We start from the raw sequence: 19,325 nt of genomic DNA on the forward strand, positions 1-19,325 counted from the left end.
GAAAGTTTCGACCCCTCACCGGTGCGGGCGCCAACCGACGTACTGCTCATCCATGGACAGGAGTCGCACCATGCCCAGAAACAGCCTGAGACTCGCGGGCGCGCTCACCGCCCTCCTCCTCGCCACGGGGATCGCCGGCGGCCCGCCCGCGCAGGCCCGGGAGAAACAGCCGAGCCTCGCCCAACTCGCCGAGCGCCACGGCCGCTACTTCGGCAGCGCCACCGACAACCCCGAGCTGACCGACACCGCGTACACGTCGGTCCTCGGCAGCGAGTTCGACATGATCACCCCCGGCAACGGCATGAAGTGGTACGCCACCGAGCCGCAACAGGGCGTCTTCGACTGGACGAACGGCGACCAGATCGTGGACCTCGCCCGCGCCAACCACCAGCGGGTCCGCGCCCACACCCTGGTCTGGCACAGCCAGTTGCCCGACTGGCTCACGTCCGGGACCTGGACGGCGGACGCGCTGCGGGCCGTACTGAAGAAGCACATCACCACCGAGGTGCGGCACTACCGCGGCAAGGTCTACTCCTGGGACGTCGTCAACGAGGCCTTCAACGAGGACGGCACCTACCGCGACACCCTCTGGTACCGGACGCTGGGCCCCGGCTACATCGCCGACGCGCTGCGCTGGGCCCACCAGGCGGACCCGCACGCGAAGTTGTACCTCAACGACTACAACATCGAGGCGACCGGCCCCAAGAGCGACGCGTACTACGCCCTCGCCAAGCAACTCAGGGCCCAGCACGTGCCGTTGGACGGCATCGGGCTCCAGGCGCACCTGGCGCTCCAGTACGGCTATCCGGCGAGCCTGGAGGACAACCTCCGCCGCTTCTCCCGCCTCGGGCTCGACACCGCGCTCACCGAGGTCGACGTACGGATGCAACTACCGGCGACCGACGCCAAGTTGGCACAACAGGCCGACTGGTACCGGGACCTGACCGGGGCGTGCCTCGCGGTGCGCCGGTGCGTGGGGGTGACCGTATGGGACTACACGGACAAGTATTCGTGGATTCCGGCGTTCTTCCCCGGTGAGGGTGCCGCTCTTCCGTGGGACGAACAGTTCGTGCCCAAGCCCGCCTATTTCGCGCTGCGGGAGGCGCTGGGATAGCGGTCGACTACGGGTCGACTACGCGGAGTGATCAGTCCCGGATATGCGTCGGGGCCGGTGCGCACCGAAGTGTGTGCGGCCGGCCCCTCATGTTCTCGGCAATGCTCAGGCGGCCGTCATCACCTGGCGGTGCGGGGCGATGATCTGGCCGTCGGGCAGGAGCTCACCGGTGTCCTCGAACAGGAGAACGCCGTTGCACAGCAGGCTCCAGCCCTGTTCGGGATGGCTCACCATGAGGCGGGCGGATTCCCGGTCGGCTGATTCGGCTGTGGGACACGGTGGCTGGTGCTTGCACATTGGTGGGATCTCTCGCTCTGTTGTGGTCATGTCCGTCCCCCGTGGTGTTGAGTTGGTCCGAACCCAGTGTTGCCCCACGGGCGTCAATCCGCAGGGATTTAGCGGCACCGCTTCTCACAGGTTGATGACGCATCACCCGCGCGGACGGTTCATCCCAATTCCCAGCTCGTACGAGCTATTTCCTGCTCGTACGAGCGTTGCGAGCATAAAGAGGATCGGAAACGCGATCGTACCCCGCCACCGGGAATTCGGTGACGGGGTACGGGAGTGACAGCGGAGAGAAGTCAGGCGGGTGAACTGAGTAGCGGCGCCGGAGTCACCCGATGAGTCAGCACCGGCAGCAACTCGGCGACCCGGTGCGGACGGTGGGCCGCGATGCCGGGGGGTGCCGGGGCCAGTGGGACCAGCAGATCGGCCGCGACGGGGTGGCCGCCGGTGCCGTCCGCGGTGAGATCGCCGTGCAGCCACAGCGTGAGCATGTAGAGGCCGGGCACGGACAGCAGGCGCGGCTGGTAGGCACCCTTCATGTTCTCGGCCTGGCGCAGCGCGCGCTCCGTCGCGGCGATGTAGGGGCCCTCGAAGAAGTGTGAGAACGCCCAGCCGTCGGGGGTCAGCATCGTCTCGGCGGCGGCGACCGCGCGGTCGCCGCAGCGGATCAGGAAACGCCACCCGGCCAGCGAGGTGACGGCCGTCCCCTCCGGCGTGACGCGGTCCAGCACATGGACGGGCAACGGGAGTTCGGGGGTGGCGGGCCCCTGGGCCGCGCGCAGAGAAGGTGTTCGGGCCTCGCGGACGGCGGTGGGGGAACCGAGTGCCGTGAGAACGGAGCGCAGTGCGGGCGCGGGAGCCGGGGGGACATGCAGCGGCATGGTGGGTCGCCTCTCATTCGACAGGCACGGTGGCGCGAGGGCGGGACGGGGGCGGACGGCGCTGTCAGCTCTCGGGGTCAGAGAGGCGGGGGCCGGGGGTGCTGTGAACATGGGTGCGGCCTGCCGCACGTCACCTCGACGGCAGGTTCCAGGACCGTGGCGCCAACCTTCTGCCTTGTTCGCGGAGTTTATACGACACGTGTTCAGACGGTGTTTCGTCTAACCGTTTCCCGTATGAACAACAAGGGACCATTCGGCCAGCGATTCGCGGGAATTATCCCGGTTCCGAAGCGGGTAAACGGCGATGACCTCGGGATATGTCACCCATGCGGTCGGCCAATTCTCGTCGGCGTTTTTCACGAGGTTCTCATTGCGCGCGGAACCGCGCATCGCCCCATGCCTCGTGAATGTGCCGCGGGTCACTTCGCACCAGAGTAGCGGGCGCCGGGCCGCCGCGGGACGTTATCGATCGCCAGGTCTGGGCATCATCCTTCCTGACCCGGGGACGAGGAGGTGACGCTTCGATGGGCGAGAAGGTGGTGGCGGGACCGTTCGAGCTGGCCGACCGCCAGCGCTACCGCGCCAAGCTGCGTCGGTGCCTGGCGGGACTGGAGCGGCTGCTGGCCGAGAAGCGGTTCGACCGCCCCAGGAACCTCATGGGGCTGGAGATCGAACTCAACCTCGCCGGTGCCGACGGCATGCCGAAAATGTTGAATGCGCAAGTCCTCGAACGCATCGCGAGCCGAGATTTCCAAACAGAACTCGCCATGTTCAATCTGGAAGTCAACATTGCCCCACATCGATTGGAGGGCCGGGTATTCGACCGGCTCGCCGAGGAGATCCGTACGTCACTGGCATATGCCCACCGGAAAGCGGGCGAGGTCGACGCCGGAATAGTGATGATCGGCATTCTGCCCACGCTCGACCGGGACGACCTGGTCTCCTCGAACCTCTCCGCGGTCGACCGCTACACCCTGCTCAACGATCAGATCGTGGCCGCCCGGGGCGAGGATTTCGTCCTCGACATCAACGGCGTCGAGCACCTCACCTGCACCTCCGGCTCCATCGCCCCCGAAGCCGCCTGCACCTCCGTGCAGTTGCACCTCCAGGTCACCCCCGACCGCTTCGCCGACGTGTGGAACGCGGCCCAGGCCGTCGCCGCCGCCCAGGTCGCCGTGGGCGCCAACTCGCCCTTCCTGTTCGGCCGTGAGCTGTGGGCCGAGTCCCGCCCGCCGCTCTTCCAGCAGGCCACCGACACCCGCCCGCCCGAACTCCAGGCCCAGGGCGTCCGCCCCCGCACCTGGTTCGGCGAACGCTGGGTGACATCGGCGTACGACCTCTTCGAGGAGAACCTCCGCTACTTCCCGCCGCTGCTCCCGGTCCACGACGACGAGGAACCCCTCGACGTCCTCGACGCCGGCGGAATCCCCACCCTCGCCGAACTCGTCCTGCACAACGGCACGGTGTACCGCTGGAACCGCCCGGTCTACGGCATCGCCGACGGCGTACCGCACCTGCGCGTCGAGAACCGCGTCCTGCCCGCGGGCCCCACCGTCACCGACGTCATCGCCAACACCGCCTTCTACTACGGCGTCGTCCGCGCCCTCGCCGAGGAGTCGCGGCCGGTGTGGACCCGGCTGCCCTTCGAGGCCGCCGCCGCCAACTTCGACACCGCGTGCCGCCATGGCATCGACGCCCGCCTGCTCTGGCCCCGGCGCGGACGGCTCGGCGGCACCACCGAGATCGACGCCGTGGCTCTCGTACGCGACGAACTGCTGCCGCTCGCCGAGGCCGGTCTGGACGCGTGGGGGGTCGAACCGGCCGACCGGGACCTCTACTTGGGCGTGATCGACGAACGCTGCCGGCGCCGGGCCAACGGCGCGACCTGGCAGTCCGCCACCTTCCACCGCGCTCTCGAACAGGGCCTCGGCAGAGAAGCCGCCTTCGCCGCGACGACCCGCCGCTACAGCGAGCTGATGCACCTCGGGGAGCCGGTCCACACGTGGCCGGTGGGGCTGCCTGAGCCGGCGTCCCTGGGGTGAACCGCCGTCGTTTCAGCCCGAGTTGGAGGAGGCGCCTGCCGCGCCGGCCGCGACGATCGCCTGGAGGATGACCGACTGGATCTGCGCGGGGTTGCTCACCTCGTGGCCCGAGCCGCCGGTCGCCTCGGCGATCTGCCGGGCCTCCTCCTTGTCGGCCTCGGGACCCACCGCGATCATGATCAGCGGCACCGGCCGTTCAGGGCTGGCGAGTTGGCGCAGCTCCTTGAGCAGCGTGGTGCGCGAGATGCTGCCCGGGTCCTGGTTGACCCCGTCGGTCAGAATCACCAGCGCGTTGAACTTCCCGTCCGCATAAGAGGATGTGGCCGCCTTGTACGCGGCCAGTGTGGTGTCGTAGAGCCCCGTCGCGCCGTTCGGCACCGGCTTCAGACTCCCGAACGCGGCCGACAGCCGGTCCCGTTGGGTGCCGCCGCCCACGCGGTCGCCGAGCCGCTCGGTGGGCACCAGGACGCGGTAGTCCTTGTCGCCGTCGAGCTTCGTGGAGAAATCCCACAGCCCGATCTCGTCCTCGGGCGTGAACGTGGCCAGCGCCTGCAACAGCGACGCCTTCGTGACGTCCATCCGCGACTGCCCGGTCCCCGGCACCGACTCCGACATCGACGACGACGCGTCCACGACCGTGGTGATCCGCGCGCTCTGCACCGTGATCGTCCACGTCCCCAGCGCCTCCTGGAGCGCCGCGTCGGAGGCCGGCTCGGCCGCTGCCACGGCGTACGGCTGGGGACTGCTGCCGCCGGCCTCGGCGACCACCGCCTTCGGCGCGTCCTCGTCATCGGTGCGGAACCCGTACTTCTCCATCAGCTTCTGCTGCGCCGGCTGACTGAGATACGTCATGAACCGGATCGCGGCCCGGCTCTGGTCCGTCGTCTGCCGCTCCCGGTCCACCAGGTTGTACGGGTAGTCCAGCCGGGGAGAGCCGTCCTTCGGATAGAACAGGTCGAGACTCCCGCCGCCGTCCGCCGAGGTGTTGTACGCGAACGCCGACTGCTCGCTCAGCACCAGCGCCTGGTTGCGCTTCGGATTGCCCTGCTCGGTGCCCGAGGAGTCGCGCGGCAGGGTGTCCAGGACCTGGCTGTCGGTGTCCGAGATCCGCTGCGACAGCGTCTTCATCATCGCCGCCGCCTGCGTGTCACCGCCCTTGACCTTCGCGGCGGCGGTACTCAACGCCGTCAGCGCGAGCAGCCCGGTCGCGCTGCGCGCCGGATCGGCCGCACCCAGCCGCAGCGAGTCGTCCTGGAGGGTGGCACCGGCCAGGTCCAGCCAGGTGTACGTCTTCTTCGGCCACCCCAGCGACTTCGCGGCGGCCGGGACCATCGCGACACCGACCGGGGTGGAGGCGACGTTGCCCGCGGGAGTCGCCTCCGTCGCGTCCGAGTCGGCGGCCGACGTGACCTGGTTCACCCACAACTCCGAGTCGGGCACCCACACCTGGACGTCCGGGTGCTTGCCCGACTTGAGCGCGTCCGCGAACTTGTACGACTCCTGGGCGGTCACCGAGATGTTCAGACACTGCCCGTCGGACGTGATGTTCTCGTCGCGCGCCTGTCCGGCCGCGGCACGCAGGGCGGGAGCCATGTCGGGGGAGGCGGCCAGTTTCAGTCGTACCGCGTCCTTGCGGCAGGAGGAACCGAAGGAGAGCAGTCCACTCTGCACCGCGACCGCGGTACCGCCGGCGACGGTCAGCACGAGCACCGTGGCGAGGGCCACCTTGCGGCGCCGCGCACGAGGACGGGGGTCGCTGCCGCCCGCCCGCTGCGGATCGGGCAAGCTGTGACGTCCCATGACGGTGGTGCCCCTCCCTGTTGAACCTCGTGCCTCCGTCTCCCCCAACGGCCTGTCGCGCACGATCTTCGTAAGTTCTTTCGAGACCCTAGCGGGGCGAAGATGGGCATGAGGCGGGATTTCCGAACTGAAGGCAGGTGTGCAGGTGGAGGCAGGGCAGGTGGCCGAAACTTTTCCGCTGGAGCGGCCCACACGGCGGATTCTCCGGTCCGAGGCGCTGCTCGTTCTGGGGCTTTCGCTCGGTGCGAGCGGAGTGTCCGCCCTGATCAGCTTTGTCGGATCGGTCACGAAACCGGGCGGTCTCAAGGACCAGGCGGCCACCCTCAACGCCTCGGCCGCACCCGGCCGTCCATGGCTCGATCTCGCCTGGCAGCTCTTCGGCATCGCGTCGGCCCTCGTCCCCGTCGCCCTCGTCGCGCACTTCCTCCTCAGGGAGGGCGAGAGCCTGCGCACGATCGGCTTCGACCGCACCCGGCCCTGGCCCGACCTCGGCCGCGGCGCGGCCATCGCGGCGGTCATCGGCAGCACCGGCATCGCGTTCTACCTGGCCGCACGGGGTCTCGGCTTCAACCTCACCGTGGTGCCCGAGGCGCTGCCCGACGTCTGGTGGAAGTACCCGGTCCTGATCCTCTCCGCGATGCAGAACGCGATCCTCGAAGAAGTGATCGTGGTGGGCTATCTCCTGCGCCGCCTCGGCCAGTTGGGCTGGACGCCGGGCACCGCGCTGGTGGCCAGTTCCGTACTGCGCGGTAGCTACCACCTCTACCAGGGCATCGGCGGCTTCGTCGGCAACATGGTGATGGGCGTGGTCTTCGTCTACCTGTACCGCCGTTGGGGCCGTGTGGGCCCCCTGGTCGTGGCGCATTCCCTGCTCGACATCGGGGCGTTCGTCGGCTACGCGCTGCTGGCGGGGAGGGTCGGCTGGCTGCCGACGGCGTAAGTCGCCCGAGCGGTCGGTCTGTTGAGGTTCAGGCGAGCAACTCGCCGTCGATGACGGTGACCGCGCGACCGGTCAACAGGGTCCGGTCGCCGCGCAGTTCGGTACGGACGCGCCCGGACCGGGGCGAGGCCTGAAGCCCGGTGAGGGTGGTGCGCCCGAGCCGCTCGGCCCAGTACGGAGCCAGCGCCGTGTGCGCGCTCCCGGTGACCGGGTCCTCGTCGATCCCGACGTTCGGGAAGAAACACCGGGAGACGAAGTCGTAGCCCCGCGTGGGGTCTTCGGCGCGGGCGGTGGCGATGATCCCGCGCTCGGAGTAGGCGGCGAGCGCCTTGTGGTCGGGCGCCAGTCCTACGACGGTCTTCTCGTCGGCGAGTTCGACGACCAGGTCGCGGATGTTCGGCCCGGTGTCGAAGGCGGTCAGCGCCTCGGCGCCCAGGGCCTCGGCGACGCCCTCCGAGATCTCGACCGGGGTGAGCGGCGCCGTCGGGAAGTCGAGGGTGATCGACCCGTCGGGCGCCGGTGTGGCGATGAGTACGCCGCTGAGGGTGGCGAACCGCACGGGGCCCTCGTGGACGCCGGTGGTGTGCAGCACGTGAGCCGTCGCGAGGGTCGCGTGTCCGCACATCGCGACCTCGGTGGCCGGCGTGAACCATCGCAGCGCCCAGTCGGCGGCGCCGCCCTCGGGCAACGGGTGCGTGAACGCCGTCTCGGCGTGATTGACCTCCATCGCGACCTGCTGCAGCCAGCCGTCGCCCTCCGGGAACGCGTCGAGAAGCACGACTCCGGCCGGGTTGCCGGCGAAGGGGCGGTCGGTGAAGGCGTCGACGATTCGAATCCGCATGCTTCGACGCTAGGTGGTTGCTGGCCTGTCTGACCAAGGCCAATTTGGGGATGGTGGACTGATTCGGTGCGGGGTGGGGCGGTGCGGTGCGGGGCGGGCAGGGGTGGGGTGGGGTGAGCGCGAGGGTGGCTCGGGTTGGTTCGGCGATGTGGGGCTTGGGGTGGTGGTGCTCGGGTGGTTCGGTGGTGCGATACCGGCTCGGTGGTGAAATCGGGCCAGTGGTGTGGGGTCCGGGGGGTGCACGGTCGGGTTGGTGGTGCGGGGCCGAGTCGGCGCCGACGGACTGATTCGGTCGTGCTGAGGTGGTTAGGCGGTGCTGGCCCGATTGCGTGGTGGTGGACCGGTCAGGCGGCTGGGTGCCGGTTCGGTGGTGCTGGATCGCGCCGGTGGTGTGGGGTCCGGGGGCGGTGCGGGGGCGGGTTGGTGGTGCCGGATCTGGCTGGTGGTGCGAGGTCCGGGGGCGGTGCTGGGGCGGGTTGGTGGTGCCGGATCTGGCCGGTGGTGCGAGGTCGGGTTGGTGGTGACGGACTGATTCGGTCGTGCTGCGGTGGTTCGGCGGTGCTGGGCTGATTCCGTGGCGGTGGACCGGAGTCGGTGGCGGTGGACCGGAGTCGGTGGTGCTGGACCGGAGTCGGTGGTGCTGGACCGGTTAGGCGGTGCAGCTCCGAATCGATGGTGCAGCCCGGAATCGACGGTGCGGCCCCGAATCGACGGTGCAGCTCCGAATCGGCGGTGCGGCCCCGAATCAGCGGGGCGATCGCGTCTCGCCGGTGCGGCCCCGAGTCGGCGGTGCGGCCCCGAGTCGCTTCGAAGAGGCCCCTATGACGGCGACGGCTGCTCCGGTTTCCGGGCCATGAAGGTGGCGTACGTCCTCTTCGATCCCGCGGCGGGCTCCTGGATCAACCGGGCGGTGATCTCGAACCCTGCCCGCTCCAGCAACCCGGCGATCCGCTCCGGCGGCAGCAGATGGGACTCGTAGGACACGGGATGCCCGCCGTACGCCTGCGTGGGGCGCCGGAGTTCGCCCTCTCCGACATGGCCGGCCAGCATCAGCTGGCCGCCTGGCGCGAGCGTGCGGTGGAACTCGCCGTACACGACGGGCAGTTGGTCCGGTGGGGTGTGGTGCGTGGAGAAGTAGGCCAGGACGCCGCCCAGTTCGCCGTCGCCGATCTCCGGCGCGGTCATCGAACCGACGGTGAAGGTCAGGTCCGGGTAGGCCCGGCGGGCCAGCTCGATCATCCTCGGGGACAGATCCATGCCGAAGACCGGCACCCCCAACTCCGCCACATACGCGGTGACTTTGCCGGGCCCGCACCCCAGATCCGCCACCGGCCCGAGCCCCGCCGACCGCACGGTCTCCGCGAAGGCGGCCAGCATCGCACGTGACAGTGGGTCCAACTCGGCCGGATTCTTGACGAGTTGGACGTAGTCGGCGGCGACGGTGTCGTACGACTCCCGGATCGCGGCGAGGTAGGAGGGCTCGGCCATGAGGGCGACCTTAGGGGAGTGGGCCGAGACCGAACGCGCGGAACGCCCGCTGCTTTTCCTGGACGTCGACGGAACGCTGCTGCCCCTCGGCGGGGCGCGGATGCCGTCGAGCCCTCAGGGGTGGGTGGACTGGCAGAGCACGTCGAACCCCCAGCTGGCGAAGATCGACACAGGTCATGTCCCGCGTCTGCTGGCACTGCCCTGCGAACTGATCTGGGCCACCGCTTGGATGGAGTACGCCAACGAGGTGCTGTCTCCGCTCCTCGGACTGCCGCGCTTCCCGGTGGCCGAACTCCCTGACCCACCGCAGGAGTACGAGCCCGCCGCACTCAACTGGAAGACCCGAGCCCTCGTCCGAGCCGCGGCGGGCCGCCCCTTCGTCTGGGTCGACGACGAGATCACCGACGTCGATCATGCATGGGTGTCGGACCATCACGGCGGACACGCCCTCCTCCACCGCGTGGATTCGACGACCGGCCTCACGGGGGCGGACTTCGGGGCGGTCGACGGCTGGTTGCTGGAGCGGGACGGGCGTCGTCGGCGGCGGAGCGAGTAGGTCGGCTCATGGCAGCCGTGCACGGCTGAGCACGCCTGTGCCGGCCGGATCCTGGAAGTGGTCGCCGCGCGTCCTATTGGCGAGCGATCGTCGAAGGTACGCGGCCCTGTGGCTTCCGGCGGACGCCTCGCCGAAGACTCCCGCCGCGGTCTCCTCCGCCGTCCTCCGTCCGCATTCGGCCTCGGACGGCTTCCAGCCGGGCTATCGGGCCCGCATCACTGTGTCGACTCGAGAATCCGGTCGAGTGTCCGGCGCCCCATCCTGCTCATCGCCGGATTGCTCTCGGCGTAGTACCAGACGAGCCCCATCGCCTGTTCGAACGCCCATGCCTTGCCGCGCTCCCATTCCAGGTCGTCGCAGGCCAGGGCCCGCCGGAGTACGTCCCGCGGGCCCGGCCGCAGCAGGTGCCAGGCGCTGACCAGGTCCAGTGCGGGGTCCGCCGGTCCGAAGCCGCCGGTGTCCAGGACGCCGCTGAGGCGGTCTCCCGCGACCAGTACGTTGCCGGGGATCAGGTCACCGTGGCTCATCGCGTCGGCGCTCGTGCGCGGCAACTCCCGATAGCGGTCCCACAGTTGCCGCAGCCGGGGTACGTCCAGCAGCCCCTCGCTCTCCTCGAAGCACTGCGCCATCCAGTCGTCGTGGTGGGTGAGGACGCCGCCGCGGTTGTCGCCGTCGAAGACCCGACCCCGTGTCTCGGCGTCCCGCATCGATGCGATGAAGGCCGCGAGGTCCTCGGCGAAGGCGTCGGAGCCGCTGGGGTCGGCGTCGAGGGCGATGGTTCCCGGCAGCCAGGTCTGGACGGACCACGGCATGGGGTAACCCGCTCCGGGCTTGCCCAGGGCGACGGGTTCAGGGACGCGGAAGCGGGACACCTGTGCCAGCTCCGCGCTCGCCCGGGCCTCCCGTTCCAGCAACGCCAGCACCTCGCCGGCATCGGCCGACCGCAGCGGGAACCGCGCGGAGAGGTCGTCCCCGATACGGAAGACGGCGTGGACCGTCCCCGTCGACGACAGGGGCCGGATCGCCCGGCCGCTCCACTGGGGGAACTGCTCCTGGATCAGGGCCGCGACGATTTCGCCGGTCACGTCAACTTGGTCGGCATGCATGGTCGTTCAGTTATCCATGCGTCGGGGGCCGGATCAACCGAGATTTTCCGGGGGGTTGTCATCCGAACAGTTCCGATATATCGTTGACGCATCGCGACAGATCAACGATGGAATGGAGTGATTGCGATGCGTACCCACGGATACGAGCGTGGACATGGACAGGAAGGCCACCCCCGGCGCGGCCGGGGCGGCCCCGACGGGCGGCGCGCGGCTTTCGGACCCTTCGGGCCGGGTGGCCCGGGTGGTCCCGGTGGCCCCGGCTTCGGACCGGGCTTCGGTCCCGGCCCCTGGGGTGGACGAGGGCGCGGCGGCCCGCGAGGCAGGGCACGGCGCGGCGACGTACGCGCGTCGATCCTCGCCCTGCTCAAGGACCGGCCGATGCACGGCTACGAGATGATCCAGGAGATCGCCGAGCGCAGCGGCGGCGCGTGGAAGCCGAGCCCCGGCTCGGTCTACCCCACCCTGCAGCTGCTGGAGGACGAGGGCCTGATCGCCAGCGCGACGGAGGGCGGCAAGAAGCTCTTCTCGCTCACCGATGCCGGCCGCACCACGGCCGAGGAAGGTCCGGACGCGCCCTGGGAAGAGGCTTCCCGAGGTGTCGACTGGGAGGCCCTGAGTGAGATCCGCCAGGCCGGCTTCGGTCTGATGGAGGCCTTCGGCCAGGTCTGGAAGACCGGCAGCAAGGAGCAGCGCGAGAAGGCGCTGACCGTCATCAACGACGCCCGCAAGAAGCTGTACCTGATCCTGGCCGACGAGGACTGATGTCCTCGGGGTCGGAAAGGGCAGCAGGTCAAGGCGCCCCACGGGAGTTCCGTGGGGCGCCTTCCCTGTGCGCGTTCCCGTTCCTGCGGTGCCCCGGCGCCTTCCTCAGGCCACCAGCCCGCCCAGTTTGCGCAGCGATTCCTTCAGGGCGGCCGTCCCCGAGTCCTTCAGTTTGCCCGCCATCAACGTCACCGCCGCACCCGTGAACTCACCGTCGATACGGACCGTCGTGGCGTCGCCGTCGGGCGTGAGCGTGTAGCGCGTGGCGACGTTCACGGCCATCGGACCCTTGCCGCGGATGGCCAGCACCCGGGCCGCCTCCACCTCCTCGACGGTCCACTCGACCTCCGCCGGGAAGCCCATCAGCTTCATGTTCTCCTGGAAGGTCGCGCCCGCTTCGAGGGTCTCGGGGCCGCCCTTGGGGAAGTTGGTGTGGGTCGTGTTCCACTCGCCGTACGCGGACCAGTCCGTGAGCTGCGTCCACACCTTCTCGGCCGGGGCCTCGATGCGTGCCTCCGCGCTGATTTCGGCCATACGACCACCTCTTCCTGTCGGGCTACGGTGCTGTCGGGCTACGGTGTCGCGGAACGTAGCCGCAGGGCGCGCAACATTCAATACTGATGAACCGTCAGGAAGTGTCCACGGCACCCGCATCGGGCACTCCGCCTCAGCCCACGCGCCGTATCACCGCAGCGTCGAAGAGATCCCACGCGCGCGGGTGGGCGCTCTCGTCGTGGCAGTGCCACGCGTCCCAGAACAGGTCGGCGGGCAGTGCGTCCTCCGGGGCGTAGACCCGGTACACGTACTGCCTGCCGTCGACCGCCGGCAGCGCCACCAGCCAGCACCTGCTCTCCACGTTCGCGAAAGACGTACGCCCGGTGCGGAGCGGTTGCGCAAGGGGCGCGCGGCAAGGCGGCGCGCGCCTCTCGGGGGTGAGGCGCGTGATCTCATCCGTAAGGAGGAGATCTCGTCGCCCCGGGTCCACTCTGTGTGGGAGGCCGAAATGCTTCCCTCCGGGGATGCCCTCAATGCGGGGGACTGATGGGGTAAGAGTGTGCAACCCCGTATTCCCAGGCAGTCGAACCGCGAGCAGGGCATTCACCGCGCGGACAGCGATGCCAGGCTCAGTGCAGAGCTGGCAGCGGTGGTGGCGGGTGCCCGCCGCCGGGCCCTGCGGGACGGGGACCGGCAGATCGACACGGCCCACCTGCTGCACAGCCTCCTGGAGTCGGACCCCGAGGCGCGTGCCGTCTTCGGCGACGGCCCCCAGATCGCCCGGCTGCTCGGCTACCTGGTGCAGCGCAGCATCGGCTACGGCCTGCGCTGGCAGGGCAGCGTCGAGGACTCCGGCGCGATCCCCGTGATCCCGGCGGCGGAGGGCTGGTCCCCGCTGGCCGCGGGCGCCCTGGAGTATGCCTGCGAGCGCGCCGAACTCCGCGGCGGCGACCTGGCGGGCGGCATCGACCTCCTCGCCGCGCTGGTCGCGGACCCCGAGGCCCGCGCCGTCGAGGTCCTCCACCGCGCGGGCATCGAGTCCCCCGAGGTGCTGGTGTGGATCGCGAGCCGGCCGGGGGAGTACGCCGCGGGCGGCGAGCCGGGCTGCTGACCGAGCCGGTCGCCGACCGCGCGGAGGGCGTCCACGCGCTGAGACAGGTGTCAACGGGGATGACGCTCATGTCATCCCCTGTCATCATGTGGCCGTGCATACGTCTGAGAGCAGTGCCGCCGGTGGTGCGAAGGGTGTCGGGCTGGGTCTGGCGCTCGGGTCCGCGCTCGCCTTCGGGGGATCCGGAGTCGCGGCCAAACCGCTGATCGAGGCGGGCCTCGACCCGCTGCACGTGGTGTGGCTGCGGGTGGCCGGCGCCGCCCTGGTGATGCTGCCGCTCGCCGTGCGCCACCGCGCGCTCGTCCGCCAACGCCCCGCACTGCTCCTCGGCTTCGGACTGCTCGCCGTCGCCGGCGTCCAGGCCTGCTACTTCGCCGCGATCTCCCGCATACCCGTCGGCGTCGCCCTGCTCGTCGAGTACCTCGCGCCCGCCCTCGTCCTCGGCTGGGTCCGCTTCGTGCAGCGGCGTCCGGTCACCCGCGCCGCCGCGCTCGGCGTGGTTCTCGCGGCCGGCGGCCTCGCCTCCGTCGTCGAGGTGTGGTCGGGCCTGAGCTTCGACGCCGTCGGCCTGCTGCTCGCGCTCGCCGCGGCCTGCTGCCAGGTGGGCTACTTCGTCCTCTCCGACCAGGGCAGTGACGCGGGCACCGAGGCACCCGACCCGCTCGGCGTGATCGCCTACGGCCTGCTCGTCGGCGCCCTCGTCCTCACCGCGGTGGCCCGCCCCTGGACCATGCACTGGTCCGTCCTCAAGGGCGACGCCCACATGAACGGCAACCCCGTCCCGGCCGCCCTCCTCCTCGCCTGGATCGTCCTGATCGCCACGGTCCTGGCCTACGTCACCGGAGTCGTCTCCGTCCGCCGCCTCTCCCCCCAGGTCGCAGGCGTCGTAGCCTGCCTCGAAGCGGTCATCGCGACGGTCCTGGCCTGGATCCTCCTCGGCGAACACCTCTCCGCCCCGCAGATCATCGGCGGAGCGGTCGTCCTGCTCGGCGCGTTCATCGCCCAGTCCTCGGCCCCCACGAAGGGCTCGGAGGAACCGGTCGCGACCGGCGGCCCCGAAAGGGAGTTGTCCCGCCGGGAAACGGCCGCCTAGGCTGCCGATCATGCATCGGAACGCGCTCGTTCTTCCGCCTCCGGCCGCCTGAGGCGGGCCTCCGGAATCCACGCCCGGCACCGCCGGGCGGAACGGTGCTGCCCGCAGAAGAAGTCCATGGACCCCGCCGACAGGGGCTCCTCGTCGCACTTCTGCACTTCTGCGGAGACCACTCGTGTCGAATGCTGTTCCTGGCCTGCCCGTCCGGCGAGGCCTGCTCTGTCTGATGGTGGCCGGGGTCGCCTGGGGGACCGCGGGCGCCGCTGCCTCCCTGGTCTACCGGGCCAGTGACCTCGGACCGCTCGCCCTGTCCTTCTGGCGCTGCGCCGCCGGATTCGTGCTGTTGCTCGTCGTCCGTCTCCTCGGCCGCCCGAGGGCCCGCCCAGCTGCCGCCGAGCCGCTCCGCCGCAAGGCCCTGCGGACCGTCACGACCGGCCTCGGACTGGCCGTCTTCCAGACCGCCTACTTCGCGGCCGTCGCGGACACCGGACTCGCCGTGGCGACCGTCGTCACGCTCGGCGCCGGACCCGTGCTGGTGGCCCTGGGGGCACGGCTGACCCTCGGCGAACGACTCGGCGCCGGGGGCACGATCGCCGTGGGCGGGGCGCTCTCGGGGCTCGCCGTCCTGTCGCTCGGCCCGGCGGCGACCGTACGTCCGTCGGGTGTCCTGCTCGCTCTCGTCTCGGCGGCCGGCGGCTCGGCCATGACCCTGCTGACCCGGCGATGGGGACGCGGCGGCGGGACCGACGCGTCCGAGACGGCCGTCTGGACCTTCGCGGTCACCAGCCTGTGCGTCCTGCCGTTCGCCCTGGCCGAGGGGCTGGTACCGCACACCGCCCAGCCGGTCCGGGTCCTGTGGCTGCTCGGCTACATCGCGACGGTCCCGACAGCTCTCGCCTACGCCCTCTACTTCATGGCCGCGGCCGTCGTACGCTCCGCCACCGTTTCCGTGATCATGCTCCTGGAGCCGGTGAGCGCGGCCGGCCTCGCGGTCCTCCTGCTCGGTGAACGGCTGACGCCCACGACACTGGTCGGCACGCTGCTGATGCTCGGCTCGGTCGCGGGCCTCGCGCTGACGGAGATGCGCACGGCGACGACAGACGAGCAGGCCCTCGGGTGACGCCCCTCAGACGTTCCGCCGCCGCAGCACATGCCCACGAGCCACCTCGTCCCTTACCCCATCCCGCCCCACCAGCCCGGCCGCGATACGGTCCTGGACCTCCGCCGACCGCTTGCCCGCGTACTTGAACTTGGCGCGTACGCCGGTGACTTCGAGGCGGAGGGCGCGGATGCCGGACAGCAGGCGGCCGTTCGGTGGTTCGCCGGGGGCGACCGGTGCGGTGCCGCCCTCCGGCTGGAAGTGGGCGACCTGGCGGTTGAGGAGGGCAGCCTTCTCGGTCGGGTCGTCCACGAGGTGGGCGGTGCAGCGGAGTTGGACGGCCGCGTAGAAGCTGGTCGGGACGCCGTGTTCCGGTGGGACGTCCGGGTCCGCCTGCCAGGGGCCGGGGATGAACACGTAGTCGTCGACGACGCTCAGCACCACCTGGGGATTCAACTCCAGCGCTGGCCACAGGGGGTTGGGGCGGGCCAGGTGGGTGACCGCCTCGCCGCGCTCGGCGTCGTAGGCGAAGTGGAGGGGTTGGACGAACGGGGGTTCTCCTGGTGGGCCGTTGACGGCGAGCTGGCCGAAGTCGTGGGCGGCGAGCCAATGTTGCCATTCGCTGTCGTCCTGGGGCGCGTCCCAGGGGTGGATCAGCATCACAACTCCGCCAGGTAGCCGGGGAGTTCGATGCCGGGGGACAGGTCGTCGTTCGGCAGCGGGGCGCCGTAGCCGGTGTTCAGCGGGAGGACGCCGGCCCAGTGGGGGAGGTCCAGGTCTTCGGGCTCGTCGTTCGCGCCACCGGTGCGGAGCTTGGCGGAGACCTCGTCGAGGTCGAGGCGGATCACCATGGTGGCGGCGAGTTCCTTCTTGTCGCCGGGCCGGGAGTCCGCGGAGCGGCCGGGCACGACATGGTCGACCAGCGCGTCCAGCGCCGTCCGCTTCTCCTCGGGGTCCGTCACCTGGTGGGCGATGCCGTGCACCACCACGGAGCGGTAGTTGATCGAGTGGTGGAAGGCGGAACGGGCCAGCACCAGACCGTCCACGTGGGTCACCGTCAGGCACACCGGGAGCCCCGGGTCGGCCTTCCCCGTCATCCGCAGCGGGCGCGCACCCGTCGAACCGTGCACGTACAGCCGCTCGCCGACCCGCCCGAACAGCGTCGGCAGTACGACAGGCCGGCCGTCGCGCACGAAGCCGAGGTGGCAGACGTAGGCCGTGTCGAGTATCGCGTGCACCAACTCCTTGTCGTACGACGCCCGGTCCGCGGAACGCGTGGGGACGGTCAGGTCGGTCGGCGTGTACGCGGCGGGCTGCGGTATCGGCTGCGAGGCGGTCCCCTGCATGACGTTCTCCGTGTTCATCGGTGTTCGAGTTGCGATGCGTATTGCACTAGTGCATAGTTGGTTTTGTGCTAGGAGAATACCGGATCGAAGGGCGGCGCGCAGCAGACATTGCTGCCGACGTCGAGCGCGCGGTCGGCTCGGGTGAGCTGGAGCCGGGCCAACTGCTGCCGCCGATGCGGGAGTTGGCCGTAGAGCTGGGGGTGAATCCCAATACGGTCGCGGCCGCGTACCGGACCCTGCGGGAGCGCGGGGTGATCGAGACAGCCGGGCGGCGCGGCAGTCGGGTGCGGCCGAAGCCAGCCACGACCGGGCGGGAGCACATCCGTGTGGATGTGCCGGAGGGGGTGCGCGGGGTGTCGCACGGCAACCCGGATCCCGCTCTGCTGCCCTCCCTCGCCGGGGCGTTCGCCTACGCCGCCGAGCTCTCCGACCGCGAACCGGTCATGTACGGCGACGACCCGGTCGAACCGGAGCTGGCGCGCATCGCGCGGACCGCGCTGGACGCGGACGGCGTGCCGGCCGGCCCCGTGGCCGTCGCCTCCGGATCGCTGGACGCCATCGAGCGCGTCCTCGCCGCCCATCTGAAGCCCGGTGACACCGTCGCCGTCGAGGACCCCGGATGGGGCAGCCTGCTCGACCTCGTACCGGCGCTCGGGCTGCGTGTCACCCCCGTCCGCGTCGACGACGACGGGCCGCGCCCCGACGACGTGCGCGCCGCGCTGGAGTCCGGCGCACGGGCCCTGATCGTCACCGACCGGGCGCAGAACCCCACCGGAGCCGTGGTGGGCGCCACGCGCGCGCGTGCCCTGCGTTCCGTGCTCCGCGACCACCCGGAGGTCCTGCTGATCGAGGACGACCATGGCCATGGCATCGTCGACCAGCCCCTGCACCCGCTGGCCGGCGCCACCCGCCACTGGGCCTTCGTCCGCTCGGTCGCGAAGGCCTACGGCCCCGATCTGCGCCTCGCCGTGCTCACCGGGGACACCGTCACCCTCGACCGGGTCCGTGGCCGCCAGCGCCTGGGCCCTGGCTGGGTCAGCCGGATCACCCAGCGTGCCGTGGCCCGGCTGTGGGCGGACGGCGCGGTGGACACCCCTGCGGTGGCCGCCGCCTACGGCCGCCGCAGGGACGCGCTGATCGCCGCGCTCGCCGACCACGGGGTCACGGCGTACGGCCGCAGCGGCCTCAACGTGTGGATCCCGGTGCCGGACGAGACCGGCGCGGTCGCCCGCCTCCTGCATGCGGGCTGGGCCGTCGCTCCCGGCGCCCGCTTCCGGATGAGCGCACCGCCCGGCATCCGGATCACCGTCTCGACCTTGGCCGCCGACGAGACAGGGCGGCTGGCCGAGGCGATCGCCTCGGCCTGCGGCCGGACGCCGATGCGCGGTTACGCGTGAGGACGTGACCTTGTAGCGCGAGCCGGATATGACTTCGGTTACCTCGTAGGATCGCTTACATGTTGAACCTGGAGCGGCTGCGCACCCTGGACGCCCTGGCCCGGCACGGGTCGGTCAGCGGTGCCGCCGAGGGGCTGCATGTGACGACCTCGGCCGTGTCGCAGCAGATGTCCAAACTGGAGCGGGAGGTGGGGCAGCAGCTCCTCGCCAAGAACGGGCGGGGGGTGCGGCTCACCGACGCGGGTCGGCTGCTCGCCGAACACGCGGGCCGGATCCTGTCCCAGGTGGAGCTGGCCCAGGCCGACCTGGAGGCCCAACGGGGGCAGGTCGTGGGCGAGTTGAGGCTCTCCGCGTTCCCGACCGCCGCGCGCGGTCTCTTCCCCGCCGCGCTCGCCGCATTGCGCGCCCAGCACTCCGCGCTGCGCGTCCGCTCCACCGAACTGGAGCCGGAGAGCGGGATCGCGGGCGTCGTGCGCGGCGATCTCGACCTCGCCGTCGTCCTCGACTGGTACAACAAGCCGATGCCGCTGCCCGACGGCCTGGTCAAGGCGCCGATCCTGGACGACCCCGCCGATGTGGCGATGCCGGCCGGGCATCCGCTGGCGGGCCGCGACGAGGTGGACCTCGGGGAGTTCGCCGAGGACGAGTGGATCACCTGGGCCGAGGGCGAGTTCTGCCACGAGTGGCTGATGTTCACCCTGCGCTCCCGGGGCATCGAGCCGATCATCGGCCACCGCGCCGCCGAGACGCACACCCAACTGGGCCTGGTGGCCGCCGGGTTGGGTGTCTGCATCGCACCCCTGCTGGGCCGCAGCCCGATGCCCGCCGGAGTCGTCACCGTCCCGCTGAAGCAGCGGGTGAGCCGCCATGTCTACGTCGTCTGGCGCGCTGACGCCGACCGCCGCCCCTCCATCCGCGCGGCGGTCGAGGCGCTGCGGGCTGCCGCCGAGACGGTGGTCTGACGGCCCG

At 70.7% G+C, this 19,325-nt stretch carries 20 protein-coding genes; 10 read left to right on the forward strand and 10 right to left on the reverse strand.

Annotation, left to right across the window (positions count from 1 at the left end; translation table 11 throughout):
- Nucleotides 1–70: 70 nt before the first annotated feature.
- Nucleotides 71–1,114, forward strand: coding sequence for an endo-1,4-beta-xylanase (locus ACQHII_RS39805; RefSeq protein ID WP_427923788.1), 1,044 nt, complete (start codon nt 71–73; stop codon nt 1,112–1,114).
- 105 nt (nt 1,115–1,219) lie between these two features.
- Here ACQHII_RS39805 and ACQHII_RS39810 read toward each other — a convergent pair whose 3' ends face one another.
- Together ACQHII_RS39810 and ACQHII_RS39815 are read right to left on the reverse strand one after the other, a co-directional pair.
- Nucleotides 1,220–1,411, reverse strand: coding sequence for a DUF5999 family protein (locus ACQHII_RS39810; protein ID WP_427925512.1), 192 nt, complete (start codon nt 1,409–1,411; stop codon nt 1,220–1,222).
- A 284-nt stretch (nt 1,412–1,695) separates the two neighbouring features.
- Entirely contained in the window at nt 1,696–2,280 is a 585-nt protein-coding gene (locus ACQHII_RS39815) for a hypothetical protein (protein ID WP_427923789.1), read from the reverse strand.
- A 524-nt stretch (nt 2,281–2,804) separates the two neighbouring features.
- Between ACQHII_RS39815 and ACQHII_RS39820 the strand changes: the two genes are divergently transcribed.
- The gene (locus tag ACQHII_RS39820) at nt 2,805–4,322 is read left to right on the forward strand and encodes a glutamate-cysteine ligase family protein (RefSeq protein ID WP_427923790.1); all 1,518 of its coding nucleotides are present in this window, start codon (nt 2,805–2,807) and stop codon (nt 4,320–4,322) included.
- Nucleotides 4,323–4,334: 12 nt separating this feature from the next.
- Here ACQHII_RS39820 and ACQHII_RS39825 read toward each other — a convergent pair whose 3' ends face one another.
- On the reverse strand, nt 4,335–6,122 hold the full coding sequence (locus ACQHII_RS39825) for a substrate-binding and VWA domain-containing protein (protein WP_427923791.1): 1,788 nt from the start codon (nt 6,120–6,122) through the stop codon (nt 4,335–4,337).
- A gap of 139 nt (nt 6,123–6,261) precedes the next feature.
- On the opposite strand from ACQHII_RS39825, the gene ACQHII_RS39830 reads away from it, so the two are divergent.
- On the forward strand, nt 6,262–7,062 hold the full coding sequence (locus tag ACQHII_RS39830) for a CPBP family intramembrane glutamic endopeptidase (protein ID WP_427923792.1): 801 nt from the start codon (nt 6,262–6,264) through the stop codon (nt 7,060–7,062).
- A gap of 28 nt (nt 7,063–7,090) precedes the next feature.
- On the opposite strand, the gene ACQHII_RS39835 is transcribed toward ACQHII_RS39830, so the two are convergent.
- Together ACQHII_RS39835 and ACQHII_RS39840 are read right to left on the reverse strand one after the other, a co-directional pair.
- On the reverse strand, nt 7,091–7,903 hold the full coding sequence (locus ACQHII_RS39835; protein ID WP_427923793.1) for a PhzF family phenazine biosynthesis protein: 813 nt from the start codon (nt 7,901–7,903) through the stop codon (nt 7,091–7,093).
- An 819-nt stretch (nt 7,904–8,722) separates the two neighbouring features.
- Nucleotides 8,723–9,391 carry a class I SAM-dependent methyltransferase gene (locus ACQHII_RS39840; protein WP_427923794.1) on the reverse strand — a complete coding sequence of 223 codons (669 nt, stop codon included), beginning with the start codon at nt 9,389–9,391 and terminating at the stop codon, nt 8,723–8,725.
- On the opposite strand from ACQHII_RS39840, the gene ACQHII_RS39845 reads away from it, so the two are divergent.
- Entirely contained in the window at nt 9,390–9,947 is a 558-nt protein-coding gene (locus ACQHII_RS39845; protein ID WP_427923795.1) for a hypothetical protein, read from the forward strand. The genes ACQHII_RS39840 and ACQHII_RS39845 overlap by 2 nt on opposite strands.
- A 215-nt stretch (nt 9,948–10,162) precedes the next feature.
- Here the strand turns inward: ACQHII_RS39845 and ACQHII_RS39850 are convergent, their stop codons facing one another.
- On the reverse strand, nt 10,163–11,053 hold the full coding sequence (locus ACQHII_RS39850; RefSeq protein ID WP_427923796.1) for an aminoglycoside phosphotransferase family protein: 891 nt from the start codon (nt 11,051–11,053) through the stop codon (nt 10,163–10,165).
- Between the two features lie 126 nt (nt 11,054–11,179).
- Here ACQHII_RS39850 and ACQHII_RS39855 point away from each other — a divergent pair, with 126 nt between their 5' ends.
- Nucleotides 11,180–11,815, forward strand: a complete 636-nt coding sequence (locus tag ACQHII_RS39855; RefSeq protein ID WP_427923797.1) for a PadR family transcriptional regulator — start codon at nt 11,180–11,182, stop codon at nt 11,813–11,815.
- 105 nt (nt 11,816–11,920) lie between these two features.
- Here ACQHII_RS39855 and ACQHII_RS39860 read toward each other — a convergent pair whose 3' ends face one another.
- On the reverse strand, nt 11,921–12,349 hold the full coding sequence (locus ACQHII_RS39860; protein ID WP_427923798.1) for a type II toxin-antitoxin system Rv0910 family toxin: 429 nt from the start codon (nt 12,347–12,349) through the stop codon (nt 11,921–11,923).
- Nucleotides 12,350–12,482: 133 nt separating this feature from the next.
- On the reverse strand, nt 12,483–12,650 hold the full coding sequence (locus ACQHII_RS39865; protein ID WP_019071081.1) for a hypothetical protein: 168 nt from the start codon (nt 12,648–12,650) through the stop codon (nt 12,483–12,485).
- Nucleotides 12,651–12,869: 219 nt separating this feature from the next.
- Here ACQHII_RS39865 and ACQHII_RS39870 point away from each other — a divergent pair, with 219 nt between their 5' ends.
- The 3 genes from ACQHII_RS39870 to ACQHII_RS39880 all read left to right on the forward strand — a co-directional run bounded on the left by ACQHII_RS39870 (nt 12,870) and on the right by ACQHII_RS39880 (nt 15,634).
- On the forward strand, nt 12,870–13,421 hold the full coding sequence (locus tag ACQHII_RS39870; RefSeq protein ID WP_427923799.1) for a Clp protease N-terminal domain-containing protein: 552 nt from the start codon (nt 12,870–12,872) through the stop codon (nt 13,419–13,421).
- An 88-nt stretch (nt 13,422–13,509) separates the two neighbouring features.
- The gene (locus ACQHII_RS39875; protein WP_427923800.1) at nt 13,510–14,514 is read left to right on the forward strand and encodes an EamA family transporter; all 1,005 of its coding nucleotides are present in this window, start codon (nt 13,510–13,512) and stop codon (nt 14,512–14,514) included.
- 175 nt (nt 14,515–14,689) lie between these two features.
- A complete protein-coding gene (locus ACQHII_RS39880) occupies nt 14,690–15,634 on the forward strand; it encodes a DMT family transporter (RefSeq protein WP_427923801.1) in 945 nt (314 codons plus the stop codon).
- A gap of 6 nt (nt 15,635–15,640) precedes the next feature.
- Here the strand turns inward: ACQHII_RS39880 and ACQHII_RS39885 are convergent, their stop codons facing one another.
- A complete protein-coding gene (locus ACQHII_RS39885) occupies nt 15,641–16,273 on the reverse strand; it encodes an FMN-binding negative transcriptional regulator (protein ID WP_427923802.1) in 633 nt (210 codons plus the stop codon).
- Nucleotides 16,273–16,959 (reverse strand): pyridoxamine 5'-phosphate oxidase family protein, encoded by a 687-nt coding sequence (locus ACQHII_RS39890; protein WP_427923803.1) that lies wholly within the window; start codon nt 16,957–16,959, stop codon nt 16,273–16,275. The genes ACQHII_RS39885 and ACQHII_RS39890 overlap by 1 nt, the downstream gene beginning before the upstream one ends.
- A 65-nt stretch (nt 16,960–17,024) precedes the next feature.
- Here ACQHII_RS39890 and ACQHII_RS39895 point away from each other — a divergent pair, with 65 nt between their 5' ends.
- A complete protein-coding gene (locus ACQHII_RS39895) occupies nt 17,025–18,356 on the forward strand; it encodes an aminotransferase class I/II-fold pyridoxal phosphate-dependent enzyme (RefSeq protein ID WP_427923804.1) in 1,332 nt (443 codons plus the stop codon).
- A 59-nt stretch (nt 18,357–18,415) separates the two neighbouring features.
- Nucleotides 18,416–19,318 (forward strand): LysR family transcriptional regulator, encoded by a 903-nt coding sequence (locus ACQHII_RS39900; protein ID WP_427923805.1) that lies wholly within the window; start codon nt 18,416–18,418, stop codon nt 19,316–19,318.
- Nucleotides 19,319–19,325: the final 7 nt, after the last annotated feature.

The organism is Streptomyces sp. cg40, from assembly GCF_050320165.1.
In the GTDB taxonomy this organism is placed as follows: Bacteria; Actinomycetota; Actinomycetes; order Streptomycetales; family Streptomycetaceae; genus Streptomyces; species Streptomyces hokutonensis.

Coding starts and splice junctions, on each gene's coding strand:
- ACQHII_RS39805 (WP_427923788.1), top strand. CDS start 71: ATGCCCAGAAACAGCCTGAGACTCGCGGGCGCGCTCACCGCCCTCCTC.
- ACQHII_RS39835 (WP_427923793.1), bottom strand. CDS start 7,903: ATGCGGATTCGAATCGTCGACGCCTTCACCGACCGCCCCTTCGCCGGC.
- ACQHII_RS39825 (WP_427923791.1), bottom strand. CDS start 6,122: ATGGGACGTCACAGCTTGCCCGATCCGCAGCGGGCGGGCGGCAGCGAC.
- ACQHII_RS39815 (WP_427923789.1), bottom strand. CDS start 2,280: ATGCCGCTGCATGTCCCCCCGGCTCCCGCGCCCGCACTGCGCTCCGTT.
- ACQHII_RS39810 (WP_427925512.1), bottom strand. CDS start 1,411: ATGTGCAAGCACCAGCCACCGTGTCCCACAGCCGAATCAGCCGACCGG.
- ACQHII_RS39890 (WP_427923803.1), bottom strand. CDS start 16,959: ATGCAGGGGACCGCCTCGCAGCCGATACCGCAGCCCGCCGCGTACACG.
- ACQHII_RS39840 (WP_427923794.1), bottom strand. CDS start 9,391: ATGGCCGAGCCCTCCTACCTCGCCGCGATCCGGGAGTCGTACGACACC.
- ACQHII_RS39900 (WP_427923805.1), top strand. CDS start 18,416: ATGTTGAACCTGGAGCGGCTGCGCACCCTGGACGCCCTGGCCCGGCAC.
- ACQHII_RS39860 (WP_427923798.1), bottom strand. CDS start 12,349: ATGGCCGAAATCAGCGCGGAGGCACGCATCGAGGCCCCGGCCGAGAAG.
- ACQHII_RS39820 (WP_427923790.1), top strand. CDS start 2,805: ATGGGCGAGAAGGTGGTGGCGGGACCGTTCGAGCTGGCCGACCGCCAG.
- ACQHII_RS39845 (WP_427923795.1), top strand. CDS start 9,390: ATGAGGGCGACCTTAGGGGAGTGGGCCGAGACCGAACGCGCGGAACGC.
- ACQHII_RS39850 (WP_427923796.1), bottom strand. CDS start 11,053: ATGCATGCCGACCAAGTTGACGTGACCGGCGAAATCGTCGCGGCCCTG.
- ACQHII_RS39855 (WP_427923797.1), top strand. CDS start 11,180: ATGCGTACCCACGGATACGAGCGTGGACATGGACAGGAAGGCCACCCC.
- ACQHII_RS39885 (WP_427923802.1), bottom strand. CDS start 16,273: ATGCTGATCCACCCCTGGGACGCGCCCCAGGACGACAGCGAATGGCAA.